Source organism: Thalassotalea marina (assembly GCF_014656435.1).
Classification (GTDB): domain Bacteria; phylum Pseudomonadota; class Gammaproteobacteria; order Enterobacterales; family Alteromonadaceae; genus Thalassotalea_C; species Thalassotalea_C marina.
This window is the reverse complement of record NZ_BNCK01000002.1, coordinates 624,837-647,952: the sequence shown is the minus strand read 5'-3', so window position 1 is coordinate 647,952 and position 23,116 is coordinate 624,837. Positions and strand designations below refer to the sequence as shown.

Here is a 23,116-nt window from a genome sequence, read left to right as displayed (position 1 = left end):
TTGGAGACTCCTATGAAAAACAAAAAGTTCTTAGCTGGCGAAGAAGCCGGTACTTACATCGTTCCTGAGCAAGTGACTGAAGCGGATATCTTAGATATGGCGCTCAAGCTTGCCCGTGGTCGATTGAGTAAAGGTCGAAAAATTGAACAGCCATCGTCGGCGTTCTCATACCTGCAAACACTGATGCACGAGTATGAGCACGAAGTCTTTGGCGTACTGTTTCTTGATACAAAGCATCGCGTTATTCGATTTGAAGAGCTGTTCAAAGGCACTTTAGATGCAGCGAGCGTTTATCCAAGGGAAGTAACAAAACGAGCGCTAGAACTTAATGCGGCAGCAGTGATACTGGTTCATAACCATCCATCGGGTGATCCTGAGCCAAGTGAAGCTGATAAACGCATCACTCATCGACTCCGTGACGCCTTGTCACTTGTTGATATTCGAACGCTTGACCATGTCGTGGTCGCATCCGAGGGCTGCGTTTCGCTTGCCGAACGCGGTTATCTGTAATGAATGGGCGTATTGCCCATTCTCCTACATCACAAAAGCAGTCCCATCAGCACACATCATCACAGCTCGAATTTCTATTTGAGTTTGATGATGCCCCAGTCACTTGGTCTGACACGGAAATCTGGCAGTTACGCGAAGGCATTCTTTTGGATGCGATCCGTGTATTGCTGGACGGTCGTGTCAGTACTCGGTTGCGCAAGGATGTGTTGTCGTGGATTCAAAATGACGAAATAGCGCCATTTTGCTTTCGTGTTTGCGCAATGGCTGCCGTTGTCGATCCTGATGTGCTTCGTGAGTCCATCATGTGGCTATTAAGACGACATGGTATCCAGCTTGACTAACGCTCCTGTATTAACCGAACGGCTAATGCTGGACCTAAGCTGACTTTTACCACCAGTGGTAGGAGTCGGCTTTTTACTTAAGGAGGTTATATGGCGTTACCTTTACAAATTGAAACAGTAAGGCCATATCTTAATGGCCAATGGCTTCAAGTATTAGCGGTATTGGTGCCAGAACTTGATGCCGCCATTGCTCGAAAGGGCCGTCATGTGGCTTGTCCTGTTCATGGCGGTCGTGATGGCTTTAGGCTATTCAAAGATGCTGAATATACCGGAGGTGGCGTTTGTAACACCTGCGGTATCTTTCATGATGGTTTTGAACTGTTGTCTTGGATTAATGGATGGAACTTTGCTCAGTCTATTGAAGCAATCGGCCAGGTTCTTGGTATTCAACCCGGACAAATACAAGCGCCTATTCGGCCAATACCGAGTAACGCAGTTGATTGGAAGGCTAGAAAGCAGGACGAGGACAAAGCGATTATCCATCGCTTGAATCAAACCTGGGGAGAAACGTTTTCTCTTGCAGATACTCGTGCGCAACCAGTTTGGAACTACATGCATCGTCGTGGCATTGTTACCCGGCTTCGTCCTGAATGGGATTCGGTGCTGAGGTATCATCCAAACTTGCCTTACCATGATGAAGATGGCTTGTTTATCGATAGCTACCCAGCGCTGCTAGGTAAAATCGTTACTCAGCAAGGGCGTTCGGCCACGTTTCATCGGATCTACCTAAGTGAAGATGGATTCAAAGCGCCGGTTGAAAAGCCTAAAAAGATGATGCCGATACCAAGTGACAGAACAATCACTGGTGGTGCCATTCCGATAGGTGAGCCTGGTGAGGTATTAGGTGTTTCTGAAGGCATCGAAACAGCTTTAGCGGTTACCAGAGCTACGGGACAGACATGTTGGTCGGTTGTGAATGCAACGCTACTGGCTAGGTTTGAACCACCAAGTAATGTGAAAATGCTGTACATCTGGGCAGATCACGATCTCTCTGAGACCGGCCTGAATGCAGCGAATGAACTCAAGAAAAAAGCCTGGCAAAAAGGCATTCTGACACAAGTTCTGATCCCTCCGATACCAACGTCACTTGGCGTGAAAAGTTGGGATTGGAATGATGTGCTGAATGTTTACGGAGCCATGGGCTTTCCGAAAGTTCATATCTGATCTAAGGGGCTTCGGCCCCTTTTTTTGCGCCTTGCATATTTGAAAAATCATGGAGAATGAAAAATAGATAACCAATAGGAGAAACAAACATGATGGTATTAACCCTGTTAACAAAGCAGATTGATGGTGAGTTTACGGTTTACTGGAAGACCGGCCTTCGAAGAGGTGGTGAACTAAAGGTCGATTTAGGTGAGCAATACGACAAGCTAACTGAGCAGCAAAAGCCAATTGCAGCTGAGCTCTATGCGATTCATCACCTACTGTCAGTGAAAGAGGTGATGGGGAGTAACCGAAGCGGTAATGGGCTTCAAATCCGGGTCAGTAAAGGAGCTATCAAAAAGTTACAGAAACAACGCTCAACTCAGCATTCACTTTACAGCCTGACTAGGTTTTTGCTCACTCGATACCAGGAAGCACAGATATCGGTAGAGAAACGGGAAGATTGGCTCTCATATTCCTTCGAAGAATACAGCGTCGATAATGCTACCGTGAGAGAAATCGATGAGGTCATCAACGTTCCGAACATTGGGCCTGTCGTGGTGACTCGTCATGCACTGGAAAGGTTTGTGGAACGGCTTTCAGGCGGTGTACCTAAGCATCCTTGGAAGGCTTTGTGCGCTAAATTGTGTAGCACAGAATTGGCAAAATCTTTATTGCCAGAATGTATAGCTTCAAAGAAAGCAAAAAAATATTTCGTACAGGCAGAGTTTTGGTGTCATGGGAGCTCTGGTATGCACTTTGTGATGGTGCCATCAGCCAAAGCACTTACGTTAGTAACAGTGTTTAATAGATAGTCAGAAACACACACGATTCCTTCATCTATCTGGCCAATCGCTCTTACGGGGATCTTTAGCATGTTAGCTCTGTGAAATTTCTGGAGCTGACAATGAGAACGCCTTTGTTACCTTGGTTCATCCTATGGGTGACCATCCCAATCATTATTTTCTTTCTATTCATCTTGCCCGCCTATGCTAGTGATGGGCAATTCTATCAGCGTGGTCAGGAAGGTTGGTTTTGGTATCAGGTCATTCCCGAGCCAGCCGAGTCTGAAGACCTAATGAAGCCGAAATCTGGTGTTGTGGAGCCCACTAAGGACGGGCTAAAGCCTTTCAGTGCTGCCTGGTTTCGTGAGCACATGCAGTCGTTCATGGACAAGGCAATTGATGAGCCGACGAATGAGAACGTCAGAGCCTATCTGTATCTCCAGCGCGTCATGATGGATAAGGGCTCACAGTTTGCTGATGTTAGTCAGCAGGTGGTCATGGGCGATCCTGTTTTGGATGAAATCAGTCGCAGACCCTTGGCGACCTATGCTGCCAATCGGATGGATCGAGAAGCTGGCGCTCAACGTGATGTAGCTTTAGGTGAAGTAGCGAAGCGGGCTGGTTTGTTCTTTTTCTATCGTTCGGATTGCCCTTATTGCCATGCTCAAGCGCCTATCATCGAATCTATGGCCTTGAACTATGGGTTCGAGGTGTTTGCTATTGCTGTCGATGGCTTGCCTTTACCCGGTGGAGAGTTTCCCAATTACAAAGTCGATTCAGGACAAGCACAATCCTTGTCCGTTACGACTGTCCCTGCCGTGTTCTTAGTTGACCCGCCTAACGTTATTACTCCGATTGGACAAGGCGCAATGAGCCTTGATGAGCTCAATAATCGAATCATTCTCGCAGCCCATCAAGCCGGTTGGATTGACGATCAAACTTACTATGCCACCAGACCTGTTCAACCCGGCGTGTCACTCGCGATGTCAGCCCAAGAGCTTAACGAAAAGATATTACAGGACCCTGAGTTCCTTGTTCGCTATCTGCGTGCACAAGGAGGGTTATAACAATGAAAAAAGTAATCCGAGTATCGCTAATCGCCTGTGCGATTGGTTTTTCATCTATGAGCCAAGCAAGCTTGCAACAGGAGATGAACCAGTTGTTTGGTTCAATGACCAACACCACTGCGCCTGGTGTATTCGAGAGTCAGCGGCGTGGCGTTATATCTGGAGGAAGCGTTGTTGTTCGTAACAGGATCATGAACGAGAACCTCGTCTCTATGGTGCCACCGTCATTCCAAGCCGGTTGTGGCGGCATTGATATGTTCGCGGGAAGTTTGTCATTTGTTAACGCGGATCAGTTTGTTCAATTACTTCGCTCTGTTGCTGCAAACGCCAAGGGGTATGCATTCCAATTGGCGCTCAGTGCTATGTGTGAGAAATGCTCTCAGCACATGGAGACACTGCAAAAGAAAATCCAGCAGTTGAACGAGTATTTTGGTAATTCCTGTCAAATGGCTCAGGGAGTCGTGAACGATACCCTGGCTGCTTTTGGTAAAAAGGGGCAAACAGAAGCCAGCATGTTGAGCTCACTTAAAGGGGCTGGGGACATTTTTACCAGTTGGAGTGAGTCCAATGGTAAGAACCCATATGAGAACGCTTCGAGTGTCGCGGCATCTGATGTAAACAGAACGATTAAAGGTAATTTGGTTTGGCGAGCACTGAAACGTCATTCGGCATCAAGCTGGTTTGCATCGGGGGATGACCGTTTTCTTGAAGCAGTTATGTCGGTGACTGGTTCGATCATTGTTGGTGATCTAGCTAATGCCGCTGATGGCCAAGGTAAAGCCCCGAAACTGACCAGACTGAATGGCAATAAAGTGACTATTGAGCATCTAATTCACGGCGGTAACGTCGCTATGTACCGATGTGACACAGTGACACAAGACGGCTGTCTGAATCCGACAATCACTAACGTGACCCTGACGGGGTTATCAACCCAAGTAGAAAATTTACTTCTTGGTACAGGTTCCAGTAACGGCATTATTTTTAAGTTTGCTCGAAATACAGGAGCTGCTAGCACCACCGAAAAGGCTTTTATGACATCGGCTCCTGCGAGCATTGGCGGCATGATTCGAACACTTTCTGCATTAAATGAAGGGGCCGCTAGGTCGTTTGCTTCACGAACGGCACCATTTATTGCTGTTGAGATGGCGCGAGCATTGGTTGAAGACATGCTCAATGCAGCTAGAAGTACCTCCGGTGTGGAAGATCATGCCTATGCGAAGTTATTAACGGAAGACCTTGAACGTGCACGTCGCCAAATCAATGAGGAGTACGCTGCGTTGCAGCGAAGATACGGCTCAGAGCAAGAATTGCTGGCGCATTTTAACCAGGTGATTCAGACCATTCGCAAACAGCGTTATTACACCGTTAAATCTACGGCACTGGGGGAATAGGTCATGTGGGAGATCTATTCCATCGGGGATTCGGCATTTTTAGAGCAGGTCTTGAACGCTGTCGCGATGATTACTGGTACAGGCGACTTTACTTCAATGGTTCGCATTGGCTTGCTCATTGGGGTATTGATGGTCTCTGTTCAGGCCTTAATGCAAGGCGGTCGTGGCATTAACTTTCAACACGTTTTAGTCTCATGGTTAGTCTTTGCAACCATGTTTGGACCCAGTACCCGAGTGAGCATTGAGGATGCGTACACGGGACAAGTTCGAGTGGTTGATAATGTGCCCATCGGTGTTGCTGCCGCAGGCAGTACGATTTCAACTGTCGGCTTTCAAATCACGCGATTGTTTGAAACGGCGTTCTCAACTCCCGCCATGACGGAATACGGCTTTGCATCCAGTTTACAGTCACTGATTAAAGTGAGAAAACAGGTGATGGATCGCTCGGGGTTGGGTGATGCAAATCGTGTCGGTGGCTCAGATATCGAGCAATCGTGGTTTAACTACATCAAAGAATGCACCTTGATTGGCATCGACATCGGCCAAAAGAACCTAGATCAGGTGCTGAGTGATCCTAACCCGATGACTGCGATTAGGTTTGATTCGCGCATATATGGCACACGCATCATGCTCAGTGGTAGCAGTAGCGATCTGGACTGCACCGATGCCTATAGCCAACTGAAACTCATGACAGAATCAACCTTCATTCCGAGGCTTAAACAGGTTCTGTCAGCCTCATTGGGGACTTCGTCAGCCACTGACACTGATGACGTGATCCGAAATGCACTGAATAACCTTGGTTTGGCTTCGGTTAACACCCAAGAGTACATGACCGCGTCAGTGCTTTTGCCTATTTATGAGCAAAGCGTGACGGGCAAGTATATGGATGATCAAGCTTTCACCGCCGCCGTTATGGTTAATCAAGCGATTGAACAGCGCAATACACAATGGGCGGCGGAGCAGACTCTTTTCCAAAGTATCGTTCGTCCGATGATGACGTTTTTTGAGGGTTTCATTTACGCCATCACCCCTTTGATGGCCTTTGTGATAGCCCTTGGCCAAATCGGGATGCGAATGGCTGGGAAGTACTTGTTAATCCTGCTTTGGATTCAACTTTGGATGCCTGTCATGGCTATCATTAACCTGTATATTCATTTAACCGTTGCAGGGAAAATGTCGGCTCTTGATGCCTTTGCAGGTACAGAAGTGCCATCTTTTGCTGGGATGATGCAGATGGATTCAGTGCTGCAAACCTGGATAGCTACTGGCGGCATGTTGGCGTCGAGTGTTCCGGCAATTTCGCTCATGCTCGTGTATGGCTCAGCAATAACTGCAACCCACTTGGCTGGACGTCTTCAAAACGGTGATGCCATTGATGAAAAGATGGCAAGTCCAGATGTCGCGAAAAATGCCCCGGTGATGCAATCACAGTCAATGTTCCAAAATTCAGCCCTCACTGGTTCTGCTATGACCGGCGCGTCAAACCTACTTAGCAGTTTCTCTGTCGGAAATGCGGTGGGTTCAATGGTCGGCTCTGCAAAAGAATCCATGACTCAGGCAACTCAAGCCTTTAGCCGTCAGGTTGGCAATACCATGAGTCGAACCTTTGGTGAAAAGCTAAGTTACGACAACCTGTCTTCAGTTGGACGTCAGATCGGTTCTTCTAATTCCGCATCTAGCGCCGTTGTTAATCAGGTTACTGATGACCTGCAAACACGGTATGGTTTCGGAGACGATAAAAAAGACGCTGTACGTGGCTTGGTATCGGGCGTGTTATCGGGAGGCCTAAGGGTCGGTGGAGATGGAACCATTACAAATACCGGTGATAAAGAAGTAGCAGATAAAGGGTTCTTGGGAAGATTACTTGGTACAGGGGGGAATGACTCCCCACAAGGTAACTTGCCTGGAGTCGATAAGCCTGAATCCTCAAGAGTGCCAAAAATATCACGGCTACGAGCAGGCTTGGATTTAGGTGGAAACTTTAGTGGCCAAGTTGAGTCGTCAGAAGGCAGTTCTCGATCTACGACCGCAAATACGCTCACTGGGGAGATGCAAAGCTTGGCATCGAGTGATTCACGACGTGCTGAGTATCGCGATGCAATGGTTAAGGACCTTTCAGATTCAAGACGTTCTGGCGTTGAAATGTCGTTGTCTAACCAAGACTATCAGTCACTTCAGAGTTCAGCACAAGACGTTATCACGGCATCAAACCGCTTTAGTGAGCTTGATCAGGCCAGCTACAGTCTATCAGGACAAAGGAACACGGATGGTGCGACGTTAACTCGATTAGCAGCGGATAATCCTGAAGTCATGGATTATTTAGGTCGCTATATGAACCAGCATGTTGAAGCAGGTAACCGATTACGTGAAAACCTTCCAATGTATCAGCGCTTGCTACCTGATGATAATCAGGCGTATGTGGCCGCAGCTATGGAGTCTTTAACCTATAGCAACTCCTCGACGCCCGCTGAACGAGACAATGACTATCAAGCAGCAATGACTGTTATGGCCATGGCTACCGGAGCCGATTTACGATCTATTCAGCCACGCTCTAATGAAGGCTTGTCATCAACTGCACCTACTTTTGGTGGCACTCAAAGCCAAGTTGAATCCGGTGTTCTGGGAGGCTATGAGGATGCTGCAACAGTTCAAACGCAGTTCAATTCGGCTCAATCCGCTTACCAAACCAATCTTTCTGGTGTAGATGGACAGCTGAATGCGCATCAGCAACAAGCCCAGCAGGCCGTAGCTTCTGACACAAGTACCTATCAATCTGGACTCAACAGTGAAGCTGGCTCTCAGTGGCGATCTCGCATTATGGCTGATGATAGCGGAGTCTCAGGTGCTGAAATGTTCTTCAACAGCGCCAGTGCTATCGGTGATTTCAGTGGCAAGCATACTGATGCAGCTCTGCATACCCTGAATCACTTTGGCGAAGACTATGAGAGTTACAAAGAACAAGCGCTTGAAGATCCTGGCTCACGAGGTTTCTTGCACAACGCTACTGTGGCCAGCAAATCAACCTGGGATGGCTTAAAAGCCGCCGTTGATGCAGGAACCTCTTTGGAAAACCCATTGACGGCGTTTAATGATGCATACAGTGGATCGAGTTCGCAGTATGCCTCCGAAGTAAACTGGGGCACTAAGTCTGAAGCCATGTTGGCGGGGGCATTCGGTGCGGCAGTTAACAATCGATATGGTGAGTTTCTAGAGCAGTATGCTGATGATTTTAAACAGGAAGCATACAGCGAAGGGCAGAGAATGGGATTGACCCCGATTCAAAGTCAAGTTTTCGCTCAAGCTTTCAATGAAGGTTTGGCGGGGCGCGTTTTCAATTCTGAAGACTCATCGAGTTGGTCGCCTGAAATGCTTGGTCTAAGGGAGCAAATGCTAAATGAGTATCGTCAAAAGGATGAGAGTGGCGCTTACATCTCTGACAGTGTGTCTGATGAAGATAAAGCATTTGTGGATAAGCAGATTGCAGTGATCTCAAATGCATCCCTTGCGGGAGATTATGCTCAGAACAACTTGATCGATATTAGGGCATATAACCAGGCATCAGGAAATAAATAAAACAAGGAGTAGAAGCTCAAGGCTAACGAAGTTTTATGGCTTAATTACGTAGATAGGGATATATTTCTCCGTACTTAGATACGGAGAAATATATCACATGTACACAATTGGAAAATTAGCCGAACAAGCTAGTATCAATGTTGAGACTGTTCGTTATTACGAACGACGTGGTCTTATAGAAAAACCTGAAAAACCGCATCTAGGCTACCGACTTTATCCTTTGGCAACATTAAACCGAATAAAATTCATTAAACGTTCCCAAGATCTTGGGTTCACTTTGGAAGAAATCTCCAATTTACTCAGCCTTAATGACACTCCCTGTATAGAAGTGCAAGAAATGACTTTACACAAGCTTGCAAGTGTGAAAGCCAAAATAGCAGGTCTTCGCCGCTTAGAAACCGTTCTCACAGAATTATTGAATGAGTGTAATTCTAATACTAACCAATCCCACTGTCCCATTATTGATTCCCTACTTCCTGAAGATTAATAATGAGTCAAATTTTATCTTGACTCCGTAGTTGGGTACGGGGTTTAAGCTTGTTTTACTAAAGTACGATAAGTAGAGTGAGTTATGTCAAAAAGTAATCCCAACTTTCCAATCATCGGCGGTGTTATTGCCGCTATTGGCGCTGGTCTTTGCTGCGCTGGTCCTTTCGTCTTGTTGCTGCTAGGCGTGAGTGGCTCCTGGATTGGTAATTTAACCTTGTTAGAACCTTATCGTCCCATTTTTATCCTGCTGGTTTTAGCCTTATTTGGCTTCGCAGGCTGGAAGGTCTATCGCCCCGTCGAGGACTGTGAGCCAGGCACCGCCTGTGCAGTTCCTCAAGTGCGAAAACGTCGGCAGGTGATCTTTTGGTTAACGGCACTGACTGCGTTGGTTTTAGTCACCAGTAATTATTGGATTGTCTGGTTTGCCTGATGACGATTTCTAACCTTTTATTTTGATTAAATCTTTATGGCTTGCTCTTGGAGAAAATTATGAAAACACTCGCCCTAATGTCCCTGTTCGTACTGACCAGCCTGAACGCTTTAGCTGCCCCGAAAACAGTTACTTTGGAAGTCCCAACCATGAACTGTGTGACCTGTCCCTTTACCGTGGAAAAAGCCTTACAAAAAGTCGATGGCGTCAGTAAAGCCGAAGTGACCTTTAAGACCAAACTGGCGGTGGTCACCTTCGACGACGAAAAAACCACGGTAAAAGCACTGACCGAAGCCACCACTAACGCGGGTTATCCGTCAACGCTCAAGGAGTAAAGCATAGAAATGCTAATACGGTTACTGACCCGGTTCGGCGATAAGATTAGCTCATTGGGCGCGCTGGTTTCTGCTATGGGATGCGCCATGTGTTTCCCGGCCATTGCCAGTCTGGGCGCTGCGGTAGGACTGGGTTTTCTCAGCCAATGGGAAGGTCTGTTTGTTAGCACGCTATTACCCCTGTTTGCCTGGATTGCCTTGGTACTCAACGGACTTGGCTGGTTCAGCCACCGGCAATGGCACCGTAGTGCGCTGGGTGTGGCCGGCCCCATTTTATTGCTGTTATCGCTCTATCCGTTTTTCCAGTACGGCTGGAGCAGCTATGTCACCTATTCAGCATTAGGCCTGATGGTTGCCGTATCGCTTTGGGATATTTTTTCACCGGCGAATAAACGCTGTGATGATGACAGCTGTGCTGTTTAACACGACGCAATGCCTGACTACTATTTGAGGAAAACGAATGATCTTACTATCGATAGAAGGGATGACCTGTCCAAGTTGCGTCGCCCACGTTAAAGAAGCACTCGATGCGATCGAAGGCGTTAATAAGGTTGAAATATCTTATGAAAACGCCAGAGCAACGATCACCACGAACGGTGGGGTCAGCGTAACCGTTCTCATTGGAGCAATAGAAGCTCTCGGTTATATCGCAAAAGAATCCACTGGCACTGCAAAAGAAATTACTTCACCGAACGACTGCTGTGACAACGAAAATGCAAGCAACACTGAAAGCAACCAAACTCAACATGTGGCGATTATCGGTACGGGTTCCGGCGCTTTTGCCTGCGCTATTAAAGCCGCTGAAGGTGGTGCCAAGGTCACTCTTATTGAGGGAGCCGATGTGATTGGCGGCTGTTGCGTGAATGTCGGCTGCGTACCCTCAAAAATTCTAATCCGCGCCGCTCAATTGGCTCAGCAGCAACGCAATAATCCCTTTACCGGACTGGAAAATCATGCGCCCCAATTGAGTCGAGCCTTGTTGACTCAGCAGCAGACCGCTCGGGTCGAAGAGCTGCGCGCGGCAAAGTACCAGAATATTCTGGAGACAAATCCTGCGCTTAGTTTACTTAAAGGTTGGGCGCAATTTAAAAATGCCAACACCCTGATAGTCAGAAAAAATGATGGAACCGAGCAGGCAGTTCACGCCGATAAAATCCTGATCGCTACCGGCTCCACGCCAACCATTCCTCCTATTGATGGTTTAACTGAAACACCTTATTGGACCTCTACCGAAGCGCTGTTTGCTCAGGAATTGCCGCAGCACCTGGTCGTGATTGGTTCGTCGGTTGTAGCGCTGGAAATTGCCCAGGCTTATCGCCGTTTAGGCAGTGAAGTCACCATATTAGCAAGACATACATTGCTTTATCGGGAAGATCCCTTGCTCGGTGAAAAACTCACCGGATGTTTTGAAAAAGAAGGCATTCGAGTATTAAACAGTACGCAAGCTACCAAGGTGACCCACGATGGAAGCCAATTTACATTGGAAACTAACGCGGGCGATCTACGCTGCGATCGTTTGCTGGTAAGCACCGGGCGACACGCCAATACTTGCCAACTCAATCTGGGCGCGGTGGGTGTTACGACCAACAAAAAGGGCGAAATCGTTGTTAACGAACGCATGGAAACGAATGTTCCCGGTATTTACGCCGCCGGAGACTGCTGCAACATGCCGCAATTCGTCTATGTCGCCGCGGCCGCCGGTAGCCGTTCCGGCATCAACATGACGGGCGGATACGCCAAACTGGATCTATCCACCATGCCAGCAGTGATTTTTACCGATCCCCAGGTGGCAACTGTTGGGCTCACGGAAGAGCAAGCCAACGCACAAGACATTGAAACCGACAGTCGTGTATTGGAGATGGAGAACGTGCCGCGCGCACTGGCGAATTTCGAGACCGATGGTTTTATCAAATTGGTGACGGAAAAAGCCACTGGCCGCCTGATCGGGGCGCAGATTCTGGCGCATGAAGGTGGAGAACTGATCCAGAGTGCGGCGCTGGCGATCCGCAACCGTATGACGGTGACGGAATTAGCCGACCAGCTTTTCCCTTACCTGACTATGGTGGAGGGTTTGAAGCTCTGCGCCCAAACCTTTAACAAGGATGTCAAAGAACTGTCCTGTTGTGCTGGGTAACGAACTTGAGTTGATCCGTATTCATTGATGGAAATGGCATTTTTCATTCGTAGTACGAAAGTGCCAATCAATTTTTTGAGTATAAGTAAAAAAGCAGTCAATTTACTATGACCTTGTTTTTTTAGGGAGGATAGATGAGCGACCATCTGCAAATTCGTTTACCCAGTACCAATATTTTTTTTCGCTCAGGCTTAGTTCTCGACCGGTATCTTTCAGTTGTCTTTGAAATAAATGGATTAGTCCGCTTAAGCCTAAGAAGGCTAAACCGACACATAAAATTGTCCAACTCGCTTGCCAATATGCGATTGCTACAAGCATAGTGATGATGGCTATAAGTCCGATGGGATTACAGGTCGCTTTGAATCCCAAGTAGCTGAAAAAAACGACGGTGCAAATCAGAAATGGCAAAGCCGCTAACTTGGCAGATGCCGTTAATATTTCTGAGGGAAAAAAATGAGCCGCAGCCAAAGTCGCCAGAAAAAGCCCCAGTGATATAAACCAGCAGCGTGCTGGTAAAGATTTAAGTAATTTTATCATCTTAGTACTCTCAAAGTGCACGGGCGGTGCACAATCAAATCATGCATCAGCATGTTAGTTCTCAAAAAGTGCTCTAGTGGTTTGCTCGGCCATAATCTCACACACAGGACATTTAAGCTGAATGCGCTGTTGAGATACCGTCAAATACAGACTGCCGCATCGACACCGGTGTAAGGATGCAAGCTGTGATCTTAAATCACGAGCTAGAACCCAACCTTCATTGATGGTCAGTTTTTTCCAGGGGATCTCAGCTGGAAGATCTGCCTCTTCTCTTGCAACCAAGTACGCATCGTAAGCCTTCATCAAAGCATCGATATTTAATTTCTTGTAGACATTATCACCACCAATATTGACATAAAGCGCCATCAGCAGGGAGCCTTCAACTAGGGCTCTTCTGCTTTTAACGATGGCATCAGATTCTGGCAATTGACCAGGACAAGGTGACTTGCCAGTCACTTCTTTGTGCAGCCTTCTGATAATGTGGATTGGCAAACCTGTATCGAGCGCGATAATGGTCGTTCGAAATCCGTACTTAATAAGCAGCGAGGCTCGGGTAAACAGCTCACTTTTGGACAGGTTATCAATCATGCATCCCCCTTGTTGTTTAGGGTTGATAATAAATAAGCGATTCTTGGGATACCTGTACCTTTGCTCTTCACCATCTCAATCAGTTGGCTTTGGTTACCCCTTGGTTGAAACAGCATGAATGATGAGGTCGCCACTCGTTGCAGGTCGTCAACACCGGCATTAATCAGTGCATCCACCACGTCGCGTGTAAGTCCAAAGCGCAAGACCGCCTCTTGCGGATCAATGCGCGCCAATTCACGTGCTGCGTGTAGGTACGCCAAATTTAATTGATAGAAGTCTTGTTGATTGGTTGTCATTGACGGACCTCCAGTTCATGTAAAATATTGCGATAGATAGAAAGCACTCTTTGCCCATACCAGCGTGCACGATCTTCGTTCCAACTGTGATAGCGGCCTATGCCAAGCTCTAAATCATTTGGTGAAGACTTGATTGCTTCGGCCAAAATACTTGAGCCGACCGTAAGGTTGGTGATGGGGTCTAGCAGTTCCGCTGCTGAGCTCACCCGATGCCCATGCCAATGCAAATTGATTTGCATAAGGCCAATATCGAGCTGATATTTTTCAGTCTCTTGCAGTGCCTGGTTTAACAGTTGCTCTGCTTCTGTCTTAGATTTGGCGTAGGTTGCGTTTGAACCATTGCGAATTGCGTATGGCCATGGACTGGTCATGTTGAGACCACGATGTGAGGCCGACTCAGCCAAGGCAACGGCGTAGAGCATGACTGGATCAATACCAACGCTTTGTGCTGCTTTTTCCCACTGATAGCCCGGAAACGCATAGACTGAAGTGCTTGCGGACATGGCTATCACTAGGGCAATGGTTTTTGCTTTAATCGTTTTCATTTTTGTCCTCTAATTGATTTCCGAGAAGCGCCTGAATGGCTTTCGGGCTTATTCTTTTTAATGGCACTGCGCTAAAGTCGGCGATGCCTCTCGTATAAACTTGTGCCGCTTTTGACCAGTCGCCTACGGCAACAGGCGCTTGCATATCAAATCCTTTTTGCTGGTTCTGATGGTCTGCAATACCCTGTAATAGCCTTGGGTATTCACCCACTTCGTCCCGTAGCAAGTAAGCCTGGTAGCGTGTTAAAAACTCTTTTTGCTTAAAGGGGTATTCCCTGTCATCAACCTTGCAGAGTTCAACCCATCCACCCATGTCTGAAATCACGCGGTGGATAAGCGCATCGTCAAACATCACGGATGTCCAAGCGCCAACCTGACGAACAGCCTTGTCAACTTTGTTCCAAGCAACCATGGCTCTTGAACCTGAGTTGCCGTCGATATGCTTGATGACGTCAGCGGGCTTTGGAAAAAATTGCCCAGTATCCGGTGATTGAATATGCCGAGTCAGACCGATTCGCACTTCTTCAATGCTATAAGCACGAAGGGCTTCAAATGCGATGGATAGCAATTGTGGTGATACGCTTTTGCCATACATGGCCCAAGCTGCTCCCCAAACTTCAGCAAACTCGCGTTTATCAACCTCCTGCACTTGAACGAACCTCCCGAATACCTGGTCCGGCCCAGCTTTCAGCAATGCGGCGATTGCTTTCTTCAATATTCAATTGGTGATTGCTGCCCTTTAGGCTCGTCGATGATTGCTGTACTTCATCAATGCGAACGTACTCGTCTTCCCATTGCCGGTTTAAAAGCCAGTTATGTGGCATAGGGGTCTTAGTCCGATCTTGATACTGTAATCGGTTGTCTCGTTGCTCTTTCCAGCGTGTTAGCACTTCCAAGGCGAGTTCATGGTCTTCATTGAGGCCCATGCGTAGCCATTCTTCTTTGGCTTTCGCTTTTTTTTCTTTGCGTATTTGTACATCCCAGAAGTCTTCAAACTGTATGTGGTCAACAGTTTTAACTGTTGGTTTATTGCTTCTCTCAGAGTCATCCGACCGTTGAGAGTCCCTTACCGGGTTGCCATCAGGCATAAACAATGATGAAAATTCTTCTGGTAGCCGAGCTTGAAAAGCGGCAAGAGATTTCAAAAGCGATGCCATACCAATGAAGTCGGCAGGTACATCTTTAAGCAACCGAAAGGCTGCCTTACCTTGGTTTGGGTTTTCGATTGGGTTGTGCTTCAGAAAGCTTCGAATCAAAGTCCAACCAGATCCCTCGCAACGAATCAGGAACTGATCTTGTTCTAACTCACTTAACGTCTTGGCAACCTGTTGCTCATCCCAGTTCAAGTCAGAAGCAACGTAACCAATCGGCAGTCGAAAGCAGCCAAGCAAATTACAATGTGGGCATGTAAGCAAATACAGTCCTAGCAACTTCGCTGAGTCACTCCAGGACAAAACATTTTGCTTTAGCCAAAAGCGGGTATAGACCTTGCCATAATCACGCATGGAGGAACTCGCTTTTGTGTTTACGTAAAATGCTGACCATTATTTGCCCTTAATCCTACTGGTTACTGGCTTTCAGCTCGCTTGGGCATTCGGGATAGATGTCCGGTCTTAACTGAGATCGGGTTACCTGTCCTTGCGTAGCTTGTTCGATGGGTAAAACGAATTCAGCGGGAACACGCCCTGATTTATTCAACCAAAACCAGACGTTTTGCTGTTTTGAGTTGATGGCTCTTGCTAATGCTGATTGCCCGCCGACCAAGTCAATGGCACGGCGGAGATGTTTTTGTGTCGTTTTGAACACTTCCATACCGTCTCCTGTTACAATAATAACTGTTACAAGATTGAATGTTACAGTTTAAACTGTAGATAAGTCAACAGTTAAAATTGTTGAAAGACTACAGTTTTATTTGTAGAATGCGGGCTTATGAAAACTTTATCCGAACGACTAAACCATGCCTTGCAGCTTACTGGGGTAACTCAGTCTGAGTTGGCTCGTCGCATTGGTATCAAACAGCAGTCGATCAGCCAGATTTGCTCTGGTAAATCGGCTAGGTCTCGTTACACCATGCAGATCGCGGAGGCGCTTCGCGTGAATGCTCATTGGCTCGCCACAGGTGATGGCGAGATTGGCTTGGGGGTCGGTAATGTAGAAGTCGGGCCTGATATTAAGGGAAGAATTCCTCTCATTAACTGGGTTCAGGCCGGTGATTGGACTGAAATAGCGGAGGGATTTGCCCATGAAGATGCTGAGGAGTGGCGTGAAGTCACTGGGAAAGCACATGAGGGTTGTTTCGCACTTCGCGTAAAAGGCGACAGTATGGAAAATCCAAGCGGAAAAAAATCCATACCTGAGGGGGCAGTGATCGTTGTTGATCCTGAGTTACCTTACTCTTCAGGTTCATTGGTTGTTGCGCGTTTGGATGATTCGAAAGAAGCAACCTTTAAGCAGTTGGTTATTGATGGTGAACAGAAGTATCTAAAACCTTTGAACCCGCAATACCCTGCAATACCGATCAACGGCAACTGCACCATCATCGGTGTAGTACGACAAGCTATCATCGATTTCTGGTAGCGAAGGAATTTGTGGTTTAGCCACAGTTGTTCATTAGCTGAAGAAGCAACGATTGCAAACAGCTACAACTGAGCATTGGTGCACGCTGAGAGTAAATGGTAACCGATTAGATAACCATTGATTGTTTATAAAGTCAAGATCAGCGAAAATAGCGGCCAATTACGATTAACACGACGGATTTGACAAGCGAAGAACTGAAAAGAGAGTACTTCCAAAAGTGTGTACAAATCCGTGTACAAACTAAAAGAATTTATACATGGCAAACCAAGATTTTCTTAATGAAATCAATAAGCGAAGGACCTTTGCTATCATCTCTCACCCTGACGCCGGTAAAACCACCATCACAGAAAAAGTTCTTTTATTTGGACAAGCTCTGCAAAAAGCAGGCACGGTAAAAGGTAAAAAATCCGGGCAACATGCCAAATCTGACTGGATGGAAATGGAAAAAGACCGTGGTATTTCTATCACAACGTCTGTAATGCAATTCCCTTATCGTGATTGCTTAGTTAATCTTCTTGATACTCCAGGCCACGAAGATTTCTCTGAAGATACTTACCGTACTTTAACAGCGGTAGACTCATGTTTGATGGTTATCGACACCGCAAAAGGTGTTGAGGATAGAACGATTAAATTGATGGAAGTAACTCGACTTCGCGATACACCAATTATCACCTTCATGAATAAAATGGACCGTGATACACGTGATCCAATGGAAGTTATGGATGAAGTTGAAGAAGTATTAAAAATAAAATGTGCACCTATTACTTGGCCAATTGGCATGGGCAAGGAGTTTAAAGGTGTTTATAACATTTTAGATGATGAAACTATCTTGTATCAGTCAGGCCAAGGCCATACTATTCAAGAAAAGCGTGTTATTAAAGGCCTAAATAACCCTGAACTGGACGCTGCAATAGGCAACTATGCTGACGATCTTCGTGAAGAATTAGAGCTTGTTGTTGGCGCTTCTCATGAATTTGATCATGAAGCGTTTTTAAAAGGTGAATTAACACCGGTATTTTTTGGTACCGCGCTTGGTAACTTTGGCGTTGACCACATGTTGGATGGTTTAACTAAATGGGCACCTACACCACTACCTCGCACCACTGATGTACGTGATGTTGCTGCAACAGAAGAAAAGTTCTCAGGCTTTGTCTTTAAAATTCAAGCGAATATGGATCCTAAACATCGTGACAGAATCGCTTTTATGCGTATTGTGTCAGGTAAGTATTCAAAAGGCATGAAGATGCGCCAAGTACGCATTGGTAAAGACGTAAAAATTGCGGATGCTGTAACCTTTATGGCCGGCGATAGAGCTAACGTTGAAGAAGCCTTTGCAGGTGATATTATCGGCTTACATAACCACGGTAGTATTCAAATTGGCGATACCTTCACTGCAGGTGAAGACATGAAGTTTACCGGTATTCCAAACTTCGCCCCTGAACTGTTTCGTCGTATACGATTAAGAGATCCATTAAAAGCCAAGCAATTACAAAAAGGGTTAATTCAGTTGTCTGAAGAAGGCGCGGTACAAGTATTCCGTCCATTTAATTCTAATGACATGATTGTTGGTGCCGTTGGTGTGCTGCAATTTGAAGTGGTTGTTCAGCGCTTAAAAACAGAATACAACGTCGACGCAATTTATGAACCTATCAGCGTTGCGACAGCAAGATGGTGTACCTGTGATAACCCGAGAACGTTAGAACAGTTTGAGAAAAAAGCGTACGACAACCTTGCACTTGATGGTGGTGACAACTTAACTTACATTGCTCCAACTATGGTTAACTTGAGCTTAGCGCAAGAAAGGCACCCTGATATTGAGTTCCACCGTACAAGAGAGCATTAATCTTTAACTCAACACAGGCATTTGAGCGAAAAGAAGCACACAAAACTGAAACGGCAACATACCGTTTCAGTTTAGCTGGCCAACAAAAAATAAATTTCTATCGGTTAATTGCGTCAAGCTAACCGAAAGTCGGCAAAATAAACAAATAACATTTTGCGAAATAAACGATTAAGTGACAAAAAATGAATATTAAACAACTGTTATCTGAAAAAGTATTAGCGGCAATGGTAGCGGCGGGCTTACCCGAAGATACAAACCCTGCCTTAAGTATCTCGACCAAGCCACAATTTGGTGATTACCAAGCAAATGGTGTTATGGGTGCAGCGAAAAAGCTAAAAACAAACCCTCGCGAATTAGCAACTAAAGTAGTAGAACAGTTAGACTTAGACGGAATTGCCAGCAAAATTGAACTGGCAGGTCCAGGCTTTATTAATATTCATCTTGACCAACATTGGTTAGAACAACAACTTGCAACAATTGCTATCGATGAAAAGTTGGGGGTTGCACAACGTGGCGACTCAGCAGCAGATAAAGTGCAAACCGTTGTTGTTGACTATTCAGCACCTAATTTGGCGAAAGAAATGCACGTTGGCCATTTACGTTCTACTATCATCGGCGACGCTGTGGTAAGAGCGCTTGAGTTTCGTGGCGATAAAGTTATCCGTCAAAACCATATGGGCGACTGGGGTACACAATTTGGTATGTTACTGGCGCACCTTAGCGATAAATTACAAGCTAATGAAGTAGCAGAAACCGCTTTATCTGACTTAGAAGCATTTTATCGTGAAGCTAAAGTTCGTTTTGACGACGAAGAAGGTTTTGCCGATCGTGCTCGTGACTACGTGGTAAAACTTCAAAGTGGTGACGCAGATTGTGCGACACTTTGGCAACAATTTATCGATATTTCTATTGCACACAGTGAAGAAATTTATCAAAAGCTCAATGTCACACTAACTCGTGATGACATTATGGGTGAAAGTGCCTACAACGATGACTTGCCTAAAGTCATTGAAGCGTTAACAGAGCAAGGTCTTGCAGTTGAAGATCAAGGCGCGAAAGTCGTCTTTATTGAGGAAATGGCTAACAAAGATGGCGAGCCCTCAGTCTTTATCGTACAAAAATCTGGTGGTGGTTACTTATATTCGACAACTGACTTATCGGCTTGTCGTTATCGCAGTAATAAATTAGCCGCTGACAGAATAGTAATCTTCACAGATGCTAGACAAGCACTTCACTTTAAACAAGTTGAACTGGTTGCTCGTAAAGCAGGCTTTTTACCTGAACACGTTGGTTACGACCACTGCCCATTCGGCATGATGATGGGCGACGACGGTAAACCATTCAAAACACGTACTGGTGGTACCGTTAAGCTTGCTGAATTATTAGATGAAGCTGTTGTTCGTGCAAAAGACGTGATCAAAGAGAAAAACCCAGATTACTCAGATGAAAAGCTAACTGAAGTGGCACAAAAAGTTGGTATTGGTGCAGTTAAGTTTGCCGATTTATCAAAAAATAGAACCAGCGACTACGTATTTAACTGGAAAACCATGTTGAGTTTTGAAGGTGCTACCGCCCCATACTTACAATATGCTTACTCTCGTATTCAAAGTATTTTTGCCAAAGCAGGTGTTGAACAAGCCAATTTAGCTTCAGGCTTTGTTATCGAAGCAGAGCAAGAAAAAGCGTTGGCACTGAAATTGTTACAACTAGAAGATGTTATTGATCTGGTTATCAACGATTGCACACCTAACATGTTATGTAACTACTTGTATGAATTATCTAGCTTGTTTATGAGCTTCTATGAAGCATGCCCAATATTGAAAGACGGTATTTCAGAGCAGTCAAAACACGCTAGATTAGCCTTATCAGCTCAAGTATCTAAAGCATTAAAACAAGGCTTAGATATTTTGGGTATCGACGTAATGGAACGTATGTAACGGAGCCAAATACTCAATGAAGGTTTTGCTGTTTGATAGCCCTCAGAAGTCACTTTCTCCTCTTGTTTCGCTGTTAAAGCAACAGCTTTGTCAAACAGCAACAGCTTCAGATCCTATATCGGGTCTGAAGCTTATGCAAAAACATAAGTTTGACATAGTTGTCATTGCACAACATATCACACGAACGTCAGTAGAAAATTTACTTAAAGCTATCGCTTTAAAGTTTCCTAAGTGCATTCGAATTACCGTCTCTCAAGATGAAAGTAATACTAAACAACTTACCCACTATGACTTTAAAGAGCCAATTGAGCCCTTTGACGTCATCAATACCATATTATCGCTGCAAGATAGCCATAAACTAATCACTAAAGATGTTGTAGTGAAATCAGTGGCAAAAGTTAAATCACTGCCAACTCCCCCTAAAGTATACATGCAGCTAAATGCACTGCTTAAACAAGCAAATGCAGATTCAGAAAAAGTTGCAGAGATCATCACACAAGATCCCTCACTAACAGCTAAGGTACTGCAATTTAGTAACAATACTTTTGCAACACCCGAAAAGCCGTTAACGAGTATCAGTGACGCAATCACAAAAATGGGGTTAGATACTCTGTGTTGTATAGTGATGACTGCGGAGCTTTTTTCTTATCAACCTGACATTCCGAATTTTTCAGTTGTTGATGAGCAGCTTCATGCACTGGCTACTGCTCGATTTGCGGCAAGTCTTGTGCCTGCTCACTTAAAGCAAGATACTATGTTAGCGGGCTTGTTACATGGTTTGGGTAAGTTAGTGTTATTTGAAATTGATCAACGCCTAACACTTAAATACTTTGAAAATAATGCAAGAAAGTCTGAAGATATTTTGTTAGAGCAACGTATTTTTACTACAGATCACGCTCAAGTTGGCGCTTACCTTTTGCATACTTGGTGTTTCCCCTACTTTCTGATTGAAGCCGTGTTAAATTATTGTCGTCCTGACAAAATTAAAAATGGTACATTTGGTATCACCCAAGCAGTGTACTTGGCAAATGCCATATTAAAAGAGCAGCCTTTAGATAAGCTATTTCTTGAACACTACCAATTCGCCAATCAATTAGAGCAGTTACAAGAAAAAGCACTAAGATTTAAACAATAGGCCAAAGAAAAGCTAGCCGATGAAATTTACCGATAGCCATTGTCATCTTGATTTTCCTGAACTAGCTCAACAGCTAAAACCAGAGCTAGCAGATTGTTTTGAGCTTGCAATTGAGCGTATCATTGTGCCAGCTGTTAACCCTGACAATTGGCAACCGGTTTTAGAGATAACATCAAAAGTACCTAGTAATGTTCTACTCTTTCCCTGTTTAGGCATTCACCCTTGGTATTTAAATGAACTTACTGAACAACACCTCATGGCGCTTGAGCAAACTGCACTTAATTATCAAGAAAGAATTGTTGCCATTGGAGAAACGGGTATCGATGGCAAAATTGCTATCGAACAAAATAACATGGAAAAACAAAAAGAATTTTTTCGTTATCAACTGGAATTAGCTAATCGGTTAAACAAGCCCGTTATTGTGCATCACCGTCGTTCTCATAACGAAGTCATTGAAATATTAAAGCAAAGCCCAGTAAAACGTGGCGGTATTATTCATGCGTTTTCCGGTAGTTATCAACAAGGGAAAACTTACATAGATATGGGGTTCAAATTAGGCATAGGCGGAACGATTACCTACGAACGAGCAAAGAAGACGATTAATGCCATTAAACGCTTCCCAGTTGGTGCCTTAGTTTTAGAAACAGATGCGCCATCAATGCCATTGTCAGGGGAACAAGGTACCACCAACAAACCAAGCAATATCAAGGTTATTTTTCAGCAGTTGGTAAACGTGTTGCAATGCGAACCGGAAAAGCTCGCCGAACAGATAGAACAAAATATTGATCAGTTATTTTTTCGCTAGGCGAAAACTTTGACGACTGAATCTGTTAAAACCTCGTGTCAATAAAAAGCCCACTATCCCTGCCAAAATAAGCATAATGCGAAAATCTGTATGCTGCTGTTCTGCTGCGTCAGTTAAACTGGCAATAAACGCGGAATTTACCGCGGTTACACGGACATAACCGAGTTTTTCAATGGGTAACACAACCGTAGTGTATTCGCCGCTTACATCTTCAAATTGTTGATCAAATCCGTAAAGTGTTTTTACCGGCACCTGCCGGCTGCTAGCATAACGTAACTGACCAGTTTGTTGATAAACAGAAATGTCTTGAACCCAAGGCAGTAAAGCCGTTTCATCAATAAACTCTTGAAAGTTCTCTGGTTTTTCATCCCAAAGCCTTATAGATGAATTGGCTATCATTTGAGTATGTGACGTAGCAACATCTTTTAATTGTTGTTTTATATGCTGTTTTTCATCGACATAACTTACTACCCACATATTTAGCGTGACCAACAAGAAGACAATGGCTATAGCTAATTGCAATATTTTATTATAACTAGATGATAATTTAGGGTATAAAAGGGTTTGATTTTGTGTCATAAACCAATCTCTTGTATCAGTATTATCACTATAAAGAGAAATTCGTTCATTTGCATTTTTATTTACCAATACAAAC

General features: G+C 45.1%; 25 protein-coding genes. 17 read left to right on the top strand and 8 right to left on the bottom strand.

Features of this window, described 5'->3' with window-relative positions; all coding sequences use genetic code 11:
• Positions 1-12 precede the first annotated feature (12 nt).
• The 12 genes from radC (at position 13) to merA (ending at position 12,198) form a co-directional block, all read left to right on the top strand.
• Positions 13-510, top strand: coding sequence for a RadC family protein (gene radC / locus IE199_RS06190; RefSeq protein WP_000791199.1), 498 nt, complete (start codon positions 13-15; stop codon positions 508-510).
• Positions 510-851, top strand: a complete 342-nt coding sequence (locus IE199_RS06185) for a hypothetical protein (RefSeq protein WP_001014428.1) — start codon at positions 510-512, stop codon at positions 849-851. Before radC ends, IE199_RS06185 begins: the two co-directional genes overlap by 1 nt.
• A 90-nt stretch (positions 852-941) precedes the next feature.
• Positions 942-2,015, top strand: a complete 1,074-nt coding sequence (locus IE199_RS06180) for a DUF7146 domain-containing protein (protein WP_024023024.1) — start codon at positions 942-944, stop codon at positions 2,013-2,015.
• Between the two features lie 89 nt (positions 2,016-2,104).
• Positions 2,105-2,809: a hypothetical protein gene (locus tag IE199_RS06175; protein ID WP_024023022.1), complete on the top strand. Its 705-nt coding sequence runs from the start codon at positions 2,105-2,107 to the stop codon at positions 2,807-2,809.
• 92 nt (positions 2,810-2,901) lie between these two features.
• Positions 2,902-3,846 carry a thioredoxin family protein gene (locus tag IE199_RS06170; protein ID WP_024023021.1) on the top strand — a complete coding sequence of 315 codons (945 nt, stop codon included), beginning with the start codon at positions 2,902-2,904 and terminating at the stop codon, positions 3,844-3,846.
• 2 nt (positions 3,847-3,848) lie between these two features.
• Positions 3,849-5,237, top strand: a complete 1,389-nt coding sequence (locus IE199_RS06165; protein ID WP_024023020.1) for a conjugal transfer protein TraH — start codon at positions 3,849-3,851, stop codon at positions 5,235-5,237.
• Positions 5,238-5,240: 3 nt separating this feature from the next.
• Positions 5,241-8,810: a conjugal transfer protein TraG N-terminal domain-containing protein gene (locus tag IE199_RS06160; RefSeq protein WP_109247963.1), complete on the top strand. Its 3,570-nt coding sequence runs from the start codon at positions 5,241-5,243 to the stop codon at positions 8,808-8,810.
• A gap of 97 nt (positions 8,811-8,907) precedes the next feature.
• The gene (gene merR, locus IE199_RS06155) at positions 8,908-9,297 is read left to right on the top strand and encodes a mercury resistance transcriptional regulator MerR (RefSeq protein WP_028867973.1); all 390 of its coding nucleotides are present in this window, start codon (positions 8,908-8,910) and stop codon (positions 9,295-9,297) included.
• 84 nt (positions 9,298-9,381) lie between these two features.
• The gene (locus tag IE199_RS06150; RefSeq protein ID WP_028867974.1) at positions 9,382-9,729 is read left to right on the top strand and encodes a mercuric transporter MerT family protein; all 348 of its coding nucleotides are present in this window, start codon (positions 9,382-9,384) and stop codon (positions 9,727-9,729) included.
• A 59-nt stretch (positions 9,730-9,788) separates the two neighbouring features.
• Positions 9,789-10,064 (top strand): mercury resistance system periplasmic binding protein MerP, encoded by a 276-nt coding sequence (merP, locus tag IE199_RS06145; protein ID WP_028867975.1) that lies wholly within the window; start codon positions 9,789-9,791, stop codon positions 10,062-10,064.
• A 9-nt stretch (positions 10,065-10,073) separates the two neighbouring features.
• Complete coding sequence (gene merC, locus IE199_RS06140) at positions 10,074-10,487, top strand: organomercurial transporter MerC (protein ID WP_154622165.1); 414 nt, start codon at positions 10,074-10,076, stop codon at positions 10,485-10,487.
• Between the two features lie 37 nt (positions 10,488-10,524).
• Positions 10,525-12,198, top strand: coding sequence for a mercury(II) reductase (gene merA / locus IE199_RS06135; protein ID WP_028867977.1), 1,674 nt, complete (start codon positions 10,525-10,527; stop codon positions 12,196-12,198).
• Between the two features lie 105 nt (positions 12,199-12,303).
• Here merA and eexR read toward each other — a convergent pair whose 3' ends face one another.
• The 7 genes from eexR to IE199_RS06100 are packed head-to-tail and all read right to left on the bottom strand — an operon-like array spanning position 12,304 to position 15,976.
• Complete coding sequence (gene eexR, locus IE199_RS06130; protein ID WP_040132805.1) at positions 12,304-12,735, bottom strand: entry exclusion protein EexR; 432 nt, start codon at positions 12,733-12,735, stop codon at positions 12,304-12,306.
• 54 nt (positions 12,736-12,789) lie between these two features.
• A complete protein-coding gene (locus IE199_RS06125) occupies positions 12,790-13,323 on the bottom strand; it encodes a FlhC family transcriptional regulator (RefSeq protein ID WP_000566752.1) in 534 nt (177 codons plus the stop codon).
• Positions 13,320-13,619, bottom strand: a complete 300-nt coding sequence (locus IE199_RS06120; protein WP_000210563.1) for a flagellar transcriptional regulator FlhD — start codon at positions 13,617-13,619, stop codon at positions 13,320-13,322. The genes IE199_RS06125 and IE199_RS06120 overlap by 4 nt, the downstream gene beginning before the upstream one ends.
• The gene (locus tag IE199_RS06115) at positions 13,616-14,164 is read right to left on the bottom strand and encodes a lytic transglycosylase domain-containing protein (RefSeq protein WP_040132806.1); all 549 of its coding nucleotides are present in this window, start codon (positions 14,162-14,164) and stop codon (positions 13,616-13,618) included. The genes IE199_RS06120 and IE199_RS06115 overlap by 4 nt, the downstream gene beginning before the upstream one ends.
• Entirely contained in the window at positions 14,151-14,813 is a 663-nt protein-coding gene (locus tag IE199_RS06110) for a DUF6475 domain-containing protein (protein ID WP_007105460.1), read from the bottom strand. Before IE199_RS06110 ends, IE199_RS06115 begins: the two co-directional genes overlap by 14 nt.
• The gene (locus IE199_RS06105) at positions 14,800-15,669 is read right to left on the bottom strand and encodes a hypothetical protein (RefSeq protein ID WP_040132807.1); all 870 of its coding nucleotides are present in this window, start codon (positions 15,667-15,669) and stop codon (positions 14,800-14,802) included. The genes IE199_RS06110 and IE199_RS06105 overlap by 14 nt, the downstream gene beginning before the upstream one ends.
• Before the next feature lie 55 nt (positions 15,670-15,724).
• The gene (locus tag IE199_RS06100) at positions 15,725-15,976 is read right to left on the bottom strand and encodes a helix-turn-helix domain-containing protein (protein ID WP_024015942.1); all 252 of its coding nucleotides are present in this window, start codon (positions 15,974-15,976) and stop codon (positions 15,725-15,727) included.
• A 117-nt stretch (positions 15,977-16,093) separates the two neighbouring features.
• Here IE199_RS06100 and IE199_RS06095 point away from each other — a divergent pair, with 117 nt between their 5' ends.
• The 5 genes from IE199_RS06095 to IE199_RS06075 all read left to right on the top strand — a co-directional run bounded on the left by IE199_RS06095 (position 16,094) and on the right by IE199_RS06075 (position 22,461).
• The gene (locus tag IE199_RS06095) at positions 16,094-16,741 is read left to right on the top strand and encodes a LexA family protein (RefSeq protein WP_000854920.1); all 648 of its coding nucleotides are present in this window, start codon (positions 16,094-16,096) and stop codon (positions 16,739-16,741) included.
• A 256-nt stretch (positions 16,742-16,997) separates the two neighbouring features.
• Positions 16,998-18,584: a peptide chain release factor 3 gene (gene prfC, locus IE199_RS06090; RefSeq protein ID WP_189768292.1), complete on the top strand. Its 1,587-nt coding sequence runs from the start codon at positions 16,998-17,000 to the stop codon at positions 18,582-18,584.
• 182 nt (positions 18,585-18,766) lie between these two features.
• Entirely contained in the window at positions 18,767-20,521 is a 1,755-nt protein-coding gene (gene argS, locus IE199_RS06085; RefSeq protein ID WP_189768290.1) for an arginine--tRNA ligase, read from the top strand.
• Between the two features lie 16 nt (positions 20,522-20,537).
• The gene (locus tag IE199_RS06080) at positions 20,538-21,656 is read left to right on the top strand and encodes an HDOD domain-containing protein (protein ID WP_189768289.1); all 1,119 of its coding nucleotides are present in this window, start codon (positions 20,538-20,540) and stop codon (positions 21,654-21,656) included.
• Between the two features lie 19 nt (positions 21,657-21,675).
• Positions 21,676-22,461, top strand: a complete 786-nt coding sequence (locus tag IE199_RS06075; RefSeq protein ID WP_189768287.1) for a TatD family hydrolase — start codon at positions 21,676-21,678, stop codon at positions 22,459-22,461.
• On the opposite strand, the gene IE199_RS06070 is transcribed toward IE199_RS06075, so the two are convergent.
• Positions 22,447-23,040: a hypothetical protein gene (locus IE199_RS06070; RefSeq protein WP_189768285.1), complete on the bottom strand. Its 594-nt coding sequence runs from the start codon at positions 23,038-23,040 to the stop codon at positions 22,447-22,449. The two genes, IE199_RS06075 and IE199_RS06070, sit on opposite strands and share 15 nt — an antisense overlap.
• Between the last annotated feature and the right edge of the window lie 76 nt (positions 23,041-23,116).

Excerpts from the sequence above, each read along its gene's own strand:
- IE199_RS06185 (WP_001014428.1), top strand. The coding sequence starts at position 510 with ATGAATGGGCGTATTGCCCATTCTCCTACATCACAAAAGCAGTCCCAT.
- merA (WP_028867977.1), top strand. The coding sequence starts at position 10,525 with ATGATCTTACTATCGATAGAAGGGATGACCTGTCCAAGTTGCGTCGCC.
- IE199_RS06105 (WP_040132807.1), bottom strand. The coding sequence starts at position 15,669 with ATGCGTGATTATGGCAAGGTCTATACCCGCTTTTGGCTAAAGCAAAAT.
- IE199_RS06150 (WP_028867974.1), top strand. The coding sequence starts at position 9,382 with ATGTCAAAAAGTAATCCCAACTTTCCAATCATCGGCGGTGTTATTGCC.
- merP (WP_028867975.1), top strand. The coding sequence starts at position 9,789 with ATGAAAACACTCGCCCTAATGTCCCTGTTCGTACTGACCAGCCTGAAC.
- IE199_RS06100 (WP_024015942.1), bottom strand. The coding sequence starts at position 15,976 with ATGGAAGTGTTCAAAACGACACAAAAACATCTCCGCCGTGCCATTGAC.
- IE199_RS06080 (WP_189768289.1), top strand. The coding sequence starts at position 20,538 with ATGAAGGTTTTGCTGTTTGATAGCCCTCAGAAGTCACTTTCTCCTCTT.
- eexR (WP_040132805.1), bottom strand. The coding sequence starts at position 12,735 with ATGATAAAATTACTTAAATCTTTACCAGCACGCTGCTGGTTTATATCA.
- IE199_RS06125 (WP_000566752.1), bottom strand. The coding sequence starts at position 13,323 with ATGATTGATAACCTGTCCAAAAGTGAGCTGTTTACCCGAGCCTCGCTG.
- IE199_RS06165 (WP_024023020.1), top strand. The coding sequence starts at position 3,849 with ATGAAAAAAGTAATCCGAGTATCGCTAATCGCCTGTGCGATTGGTTTT.
- IE199_RS06160 (WP_109247963.1), top strand. The coding sequence starts at position 5,241 with ATGTGGGAGATCTATTCCATCGGGGATTCGGCATTTTTAGAGCAGGTC.
- IE199_RS06170 (WP_024023021.1), top strand. The coding sequence starts at position 2,902 with ATGAGAACGCCTTTGTTACCTTGGTTCATCCTATGGGTGACCATCCCA.
- IE199_RS06115 (WP_040132806.1), bottom strand. The coding sequence starts at position 14,164 with ATGAAAACGATTAAAGCAAAAACCATTGCCCTAGTGATAGCCATGTCC.
- merR (WP_028867973.1), top strand. The coding sequence starts at position 8,908 with ATGTACACAATTGGAAAATTAGCCGAACAAGCTAGTATCAATGTTGAG.
- argS (WP_189768290.1), top strand. The coding sequence starts at position 18,767 with ATGAATATTAAACAACTGTTATCTGAAAAAGTATTAGCGGCAATGGTA.
- IE199_RS06180 (WP_024023024.1), top strand. The coding sequence starts at position 942 with ATGGCGTTACCTTTACAAATTGAAACAGTAAGGCCATATCTTAATGGC.
- IE199_RS06075 (WP_189768287.1), top strand. The coding sequence starts at position 21,676 with ATGAAATTTACCGATAGCCATTGTCATCTTGATTTTCCTGAACTAGCT.
- IE199_RS06120 (WP_000210563.1), bottom strand. The coding sequence starts at position 13,619 with ATGACAACCAATCAACAAGACTTCTATCAATTAAATTTGGCGTACCTA.
- IE199_RS06095 (WP_000854920.1), top strand. The coding sequence starts at position 16,094 with ATGAAAACTTTATCCGAACGACTAAACCATGCCTTGCAGCTTACTGGG.
- IE199_RS06175 (WP_024023022.1), top strand. The coding sequence starts at position 2,105 with ATGATGGTATTAACCCTGTTAACAAAGCAGATTGATGGTGAGTTTACG.
- IE199_RS06070 (WP_189768285.1), bottom strand. The coding sequence starts at position 23,040 with ATGACACAAAATCAAACCCTTTTATACCCTAAATTATCATCTAGTTAT.
- merC (WP_154622165.1), top strand. The coding sequence starts at position 10,074 with ATGCTAATACGGTTACTGACCCGGTTCGGCGATAAGATTAGCTCATTG.
- prfC (WP_189768292.1), top strand. The coding sequence starts at position 16,998 with ATGGCAAACCAAGATTTTCTTAATGAAATCAATAAGCGAAGGACCTTT.
- radC (WP_000791199.1), top strand. The coding sequence starts at position 13 with ATGAAAAACAAAAAGTTCTTAGCTGGCGAAGAAGCCGGTACTTACATC.